The organism is Nodosilinea sp. LEGE 07298, from assembly GCF_015207265.1.
In the GTDB taxonomy this organism is placed as follows: Bacteria; Cyanobacteriota; Cyanobacteriia; order Phormidesmidales; family Phormidesmidaceae; genus Nodosilinea.
In genome coordinates, this window is sequence record NZ_JADEXE010000361.1 from 1 (window position 1) to 5,853 (window position 5,853).

At 56.6% G+C, this 5,853-nt stretch carries 4 protein-coding genes; 2 read left to right on the forward strand and 2 right to left on the reverse strand.

Features of this window, described 5'->3' with window-relative positions:
• Positions 1 to 142: 142 nt before the first annotated feature.
• Positions 143 to 1,921, forward strand: a complete 1,779-nt coding sequence (locus tag IQ273_RS35530) for a tetratricopeptide repeat protein (RefSeq protein ID WP_194026636.1) — start codon at positions 143 to 145, stop codon at positions 1,919 to 1,921.
• A gap of 131 nt (positions 1,922 to 2,052) precedes the next feature.
• Here the strand turns inward: IQ273_RS35530 and IQ273_RS29285 are convergent, their stop codons facing one another.
• Positions 2,053 to 2,664 (reverse strand): Uma2 family endonuclease, encoded by a 612-nt coding sequence (locus IQ273_RS29285; protein WP_194026637.1) that lies wholly within the window; start codon positions 2,662 to 2,664, stop codon positions 2,053 to 2,055.
• A 57-nt stretch (positions 2,665 to 2,721) separates the two neighbouring features.
• The gene (locus IQ273_RS29290) at positions 2,722 to 4,386 is read right to left on the reverse strand and encodes an iron ABC transporter permease (RefSeq protein ID WP_194026638.1); all 1,665 of its coding nucleotides are present in this window, start codon (positions 4,384 to 4,386) and stop codon (positions 2,722 to 2,724) included.
• A gap of 304 nt (positions 4,387 to 4,690) precedes the next feature.
• Here IQ273_RS29290 and IQ273_RS29295 point away from each other — a divergent pair, with 304 nt between their 5' ends.
• Complete coding sequence (locus IQ273_RS29295; protein WP_194026639.1) at positions 4,691 to 5,818, forward strand: YdcF family protein; 1,128 nt, start codon at positions 4,691 to 4,693, stop codon at positions 5,816 to 5,818.
• The last annotated feature ends 35 nt before the right edge of the window (positions 5,819 to 5,853 follow it).

The window sequence follows — 5,853 nt, forward strand, 5'->3', positions numbered from 1 at the left end:
GTCTGCAATGGGAAGACAAATCGTTTTATCGCCTGCGGTTCCACGCTTCCGTCGTTGCTTGGCCATCACGTTGGCCTCCTAAGCGCTCTACCCCTATTTTACTCGACACAAACTTGGGTGGAACTAGGACCAAGCCAATTTAGTGGCTCGGTTTAGCTGGGGCATTCCCTTTGTGATTCGGCAGGCGGCGGTGATGTGGCGCGAGGGCAAACCAATTGAGGAAATCGTGGCCCCCGCCTCCGCCCCGGCCTTGGGCAGCGGCGTCTCGGCCTACGACCTGGTGATTACCACTACCAGCGAACGGTTTTTGGTGCACTGCTTTGGCGCACCAGAGCAGGAGGCCGACCTGGAGGCGATCTATGCCCTGGCCCTAATGCGCCGTCCCAACGCCGAACTGTTGCGGCAAATGCTAGATGAAACGGATCTGGAAGCCCGGCTGCAAGGCTTGAAAGAACGATACGGCTTTATTTTGGTTGAACAGCTGCGGCTGGATGAAAAACTGACCCAGTTTTTGCGGGCCTATTTGCTGGCCGACCTACACCGCACCAGCCAGCGGGTGCAAACCCTAAATGACCGTGCTATTGCTTGGCTGGAGCTACAGGTGGAAGATAAAGCACGCGGCATTGCCGACACCGCCGAGAAACTGGAGGAAGACGCCCTGGCCGAAACCCTACTGGACTTGACTCACCACCAGTTTTGGCGCAGCGAAGATGCGGGTATGCAGTATTTAGTGCCTCGCTTTGTAGAAGGCTGGCAGTACGACCGATACTGGACGCGCAGTTTGCTAGAGATTGCCGAGTCGTTTCAGCCCTACATGGGGCAAGACAGCCAGAAACGGGTCTCACGCTTTGAGAAGGTGCTGAGCTTTAACCCAGATTTTGACGATGTGAATGATGTGCTGACAGATGTGGAAAAGCTACAGCAGCGAGGGAGACTGGCAGACGGCAACCAGGCCGAGCAAGACACAATTTTGTGGTTGCAAAAGGGACAGCTGGTCTATCGTCAAGAGCGCTATGCTGACGCATTGGAATGTTACCTGACTGCTGAAAAGCACCTAACTGCCAACTTTAATCAACTCCGAAAAGATTTGGCCCAGGGGTTTTATCGCGTCAGCGGCAAGTTTATCTGGCCCGGTGGTCGGGATGATGCCGTCTATTCGGCAGAAGGAGAGCATGCCATTAAACATGCTCTGGCTTTAGACATTGAGCAGAGTGACTACTATTGCCGCTTTGCTGTGATATGTGCCCTTTCCGGCGAGACAGAAAAAGCGATTGCCGCCTTCCACCAGGCGATCGCCCTCGACCCCAAGTACGCCTATTCCCACCACGGCCTTGGCAATGTGTACAGCGTTCAAGGCTGCTACGACGAGGCGATTGCTGCCTTCCACCATGCGATCGCCCTCAACCCTAAATACGCCTCTCCCCACCACGGCCTTGGCGATGTGTACTGGGCTCAGGGCTGCTACGATGAGGCGATCGCCGCCTTCCACCAGGCGATTTCCCTTGATCCAAATGGGGGTGATTTTAATTCTCTCGGGTGGCTGTATGTGGTAACTAAAGACTATGAAAATGCTAAAAAGGCTCTAGAAAGAGCGATTGAAGATGTTGGTTGGGCAAGTTTGTTTAACTATGGATTACTCTGGGCTCTACAGAAAAACTGGGAGATGGCCCAGGAAAACTGGCAAAAAGGCTATCAGCTTTGTCAGGAAGACGATAGTCCTGAAGCTGAAGCTTTTTACTGCATTGCTCTAGGTGACGCCGACAAAGGACTTGCCGACTTAAAGACCCTACTCGACCAAGAACTAATTACTTTGTGGTCAAAACGAACGTTGCTACTGGTGGCACAAGTCATGCAGCGATGTCCAGAATTTGAAGAAACAGCTAAACAAGCTGCTGATATGCTTGAAAGCTCTTTACCTTAATGAGGTTTTAACCTGCTTCAACCCCTATTCCAAAACAAACCCACTACAGCAGTAATTATCCGTTTTTGGGGATGCCCCAACTTCTGGCTCGTTGCCCGATATCTCCTAGCGGCAACGAACAATCAGTACAGTTACCAAATTTTGGCCAGCTTCAACTCAAACCTCGGCAGTTCAGGTTCGCAACTAACCAACTCAGGATTGTCTAAAATCTCCGGTGATTGCTCGGGCCGATAGATATAAACTTGACGCTGCTTGCGATCAATTAACAACCCCAACCGCACCCCATTGGCCATATATTCAGCCATCTTGTCTTGCAAACTTGCCAACGTATCACTACTCGGCCGTAGCTCTACAACAAAATCAGGCGCGATCGGTGCAAACGATGCCTGTTGCTCTGGTTCCAGCCTGTTCCAGCGGTCAGACAAAATCCAGGCGGCATCAGGCGATCGCATGGCACCATTCGGTAGCGTAAAGCCTGAGCTAGAGTCAAAGACCTCCCCAGTGCCATCGGCTTCTGCCCAAACATAGAGCTGTCCAAAAATCCTGCCGTTGCGGTTTCCAGTATCAGCAAAAGCTGGCGGCATCACCACAATTTCTCCATTTGCGTTCCGCTCAATCCGCAAGTCAGGATTCGTTCGGCAAAAATCATAGAACTGTTCATCACTCATCTGCGGCATGGCGAGGAGTGATGAAAGATTGATCGGTAATGGTGTCTGAACGGATTTAACCAGCAGGCTAGACATGGTTAACCTGGCCCCATCCATGAATATGCCGATATCTTAGCGAATTGTCCGGTAGAGTCAGACTCTACCCTCGTTCGCAATTTGCTTGCTCAGCCACAGCACCGGCAGCAGCCCCACCAGAATGATCGCTAGGGCCGGAGCCGATGCCTCGATCAACCGCTCATCGGCGGCGTACTGGTAAACCCGCACCGCCAGAGTATCGAAGTTAAACGGGCGAATAATCAGCGTAGCGGGCAGTTCTTTCATCACATCCACAAACACCAGCATGGTGGCGGTGAGCAAGCTGCTGCCCAGCAGCGGGCGGTGCACATTCAGCAGGGTTTGGTTAGGAGTTTGGCCCAGGCTGCGGGCGGCATCGTCGAGGGAAGGCTTAATTTTGCTCAAGCCTGCTTCTACCGCCCCAAAGCTGACCGCTAAAAACCGCACCAGGTAGGCAAACAGCAGCGCAATAATGGTGCCGCTCAGCAGCAGTCCGGTGGAAAAGCCAAAGGTCTGCCGCATCCAGGCATCGATCGCATTGTCAAACCGGGCCAGTGGTATCAGCGTGCCCACGGCAATCACCGCGCCGGGCACAGCGTAGCCCAGATTGGCCCCCTGCACCGCCAGCTTGAGCGCGGGCGTGTGGTTGAGTCGCAGGCCGTAGGCCATCACCAGCGCCAGCAGCACCGCCAGCACCGCCGCCAGCACCGCCAGCACCAGGCTGTTGAGGCTGAGCCATACAAAGTCGCCATTGAGGGTGTCTTCAGCATTGCGAATCGTCATCGCCAGCAGCAGTCCGGTGGGAATAATCAGGCCCAAGAGCACGGGTGCGGCACAGGCCAGCCAAGCCCCTGCGGCCCGCAGCCCCCCCAGCGAGTGCCGAGACTGCGACACCGATCGCCCCATGCCCTGGTAGTAGCGGGCCTGCCGCCGCGATCGCTGCTCTAGCAGCACCAGTGCAAAGATAAACAGCAGCAGCACCGCCGAGAGCTGCACCGCCGCCGGGCGATCGCCCATGCCGAACCAGGTGCGGTAGATACCCGTGGTAAAGGTGGCGACGCTGAAGTACGCCACCGTGCCAAAGTCGTTCAGGGTTTCCATTAGGGCCAGGGCGGTACCGGCGGCGATCGCCGGTCGAGCCAGGGGCAGCGCCACCGTGCGAAAGCTGCGCCAGGGATCACAGCCCAGCGATCGACTGGCCTCTAGCGTGGCAGTCGATTGCTCTAGAAAGGCCACCCGCGCCAGCAGGTACACGTAGGGGTACAGCGTCAGGCTAAAGAGCAGAATCGCCCCGCCCACTGAGCGGATATTGGGAAACCAGTAGTCGGTAGCTCGCTGCCAGCCGAATAGGCCGCGCAGCGCCGTCTGCACCGGGCCAAAGTATTCCAGCGTGTCGGTATAGACGTAGGCCAAAATGTAGGTGGGGGCGGCCAGCGGCAGCAGCAGCAGCCACTCAAACCAGCGCCTGCCCCAAAACTGGCAGGTGCTCACCAACCAGGCCGTGCTCACTCCAATCACCAGCACCCCCAGGCCCACGCCCACCATCAGCACCAGCGAGTTGCGAATGTACTCAGGCAGCACCGTGGCTGCCAGGTGGCCCCAGGCATCGCTGGTGTTGGTAAACAGACTGGTGAGAATGATCGCCACCGGCAGCAGCATTACAAGGGCAATCAGCGCAACGCTCACCGTCCAGCCGTCAGGCCGGGGCAGCGCCGCTTTCCAGGGAATGCTCAAGGATTTCATGCCGGTGTTTATTGCTACCCATTCCTTTTAGCACAGAACGAAACCCCGGCCACCACAGGCCGCTCAAAAGTCTGCGCCCAAAAGGCTGCGTTAGCGGCCCCTGCGCGATCGCTGGGCTAGATCTGGGCTGCATCGAAGAACCAGAGGAAAGAATTTAGGGCCGATTGGGGCGGCAAACACCCCGAGTTTTCCTTACTGAAGTATGCTTTGCAGTGAGTTCCTGCGGGGCTGATGCCACCGCTGCCACCGCCGCGGTTTTCGCCCCCCTCTAACCAGCGCTCAACGTTCCAGTGCAGACCCGCCCATGGATATTCTCAACCTACTGACCCGCCTGCTGCTGTGGCTTGGCCTCGCCTACTTTCTGTGGTGGATTCTGAGAAAGTTTATTCCAGCCGCCTTTCTGACCTGGTTTGGTGGGGCGATCATCTTGACGCTGATTGCTGCGTCGTTTTTGTTTCCTGAAGATAATACTATCGGGGTATTTGGGCAGTTTTTAGCGTTTCCGCTCACACCCCTGGGCGCGGTGATCACACTGCTGCTGTTCTCCCGCAGCAGTGGCTTTGAAAAGCAAAGTGCGCGGATGGTGACCGCAGCGCTGATGATTTTAATAATTAGCAGTCTGCCCCTGGTGGCGCGAGCGCTGGTCAATCAGTCAGAAAGTGCGGTGCAGCGGGCCTATGCCAGCCAGCAGCGGCTCTGTAGTGACATTTGCCCAGCGATTGATCAGGTGCCGGTAGACCGAGCTGTATCGCTGGTCGTAATTGGTGAGAACGCCGATGCCTACCGCCTTACCAACGCCCTCAACAGCCGCATTGATGCCGGCAACGACCTCGACCCAGTGCTGGTGGCCCGCCTCAACAGCGCCGCCAATGTGTACAACCGCATTAGCGCGGCTCGTCCGTTTGTCACGGTCACGGCCGGGCCACGGTATGGCACAGAGGCCGAACAGGAAGCCGTTCGGCAAGACATTCGCCAGCAGTTGACCAGCCGTGGCGTGCCCCCCGAGAGCATTCGAATCGAGAGTATGGGTACCAACATTCGCGGGGCGGTGCTCGACCAACGAGAATTTTTAACCGAACAGGGGCTGTTTACGGAGCCGGTTCGAAGCGGCCCCTTTGAGACCGCTCGCAGCAACCGCGACGCCAATCGAGTGGTGCTAGTGGCCCCTGCCCTGACGATGCGTCGCGCTGCGCTGGCCTTTGAGAATGTAGGCATTCAGGTTGTGGCGGCTCCCACCGAACTCTACAGCACAATTGGCTTGAGCGATCGCGACACCCTGGCACGCTTAGCTGATCTAGTTCCTGACGTCAATGCGCTGGCGCTGACTACGCGCTACTGGAGCGAGCTGTTGGGGGCTATTTACTATTACCTCCAAGGCTGGCTGCCACCCTTTAGTATGCAATGGGAGCAGGTGGTTGAGACCCTACCCTAGATGGGCCTAGGACCAAAGCCTGCGCCCCTGTGCCC

What these genes read in the sequence shown, in the direction of transcription:
- IQ273_RS29295 (WP_194026639.1), top strand. Translation starts at nt 4,691, where the DNA reads ATGGATATTCTCAACCTACTGACCCGCCTGCTGCTGTGGCTTGGCCTC.
- IQ273_RS29285 (WP_194026637.1), bottom strand. Translation starts at nt 2,664, where the DNA reads ATGTCTAGCCTGCTGGTTAAATCCGTTCAGACACCATTACCGATCAAT.
- IQ273_RS29290 (WP_194026638.1), bottom strand. Translation starts at nt 4,386, where the DNA reads ATGAAATCCTTGAGCATTCCCTGGAAAGCGGCGCTGCCCCGGCCTGAC.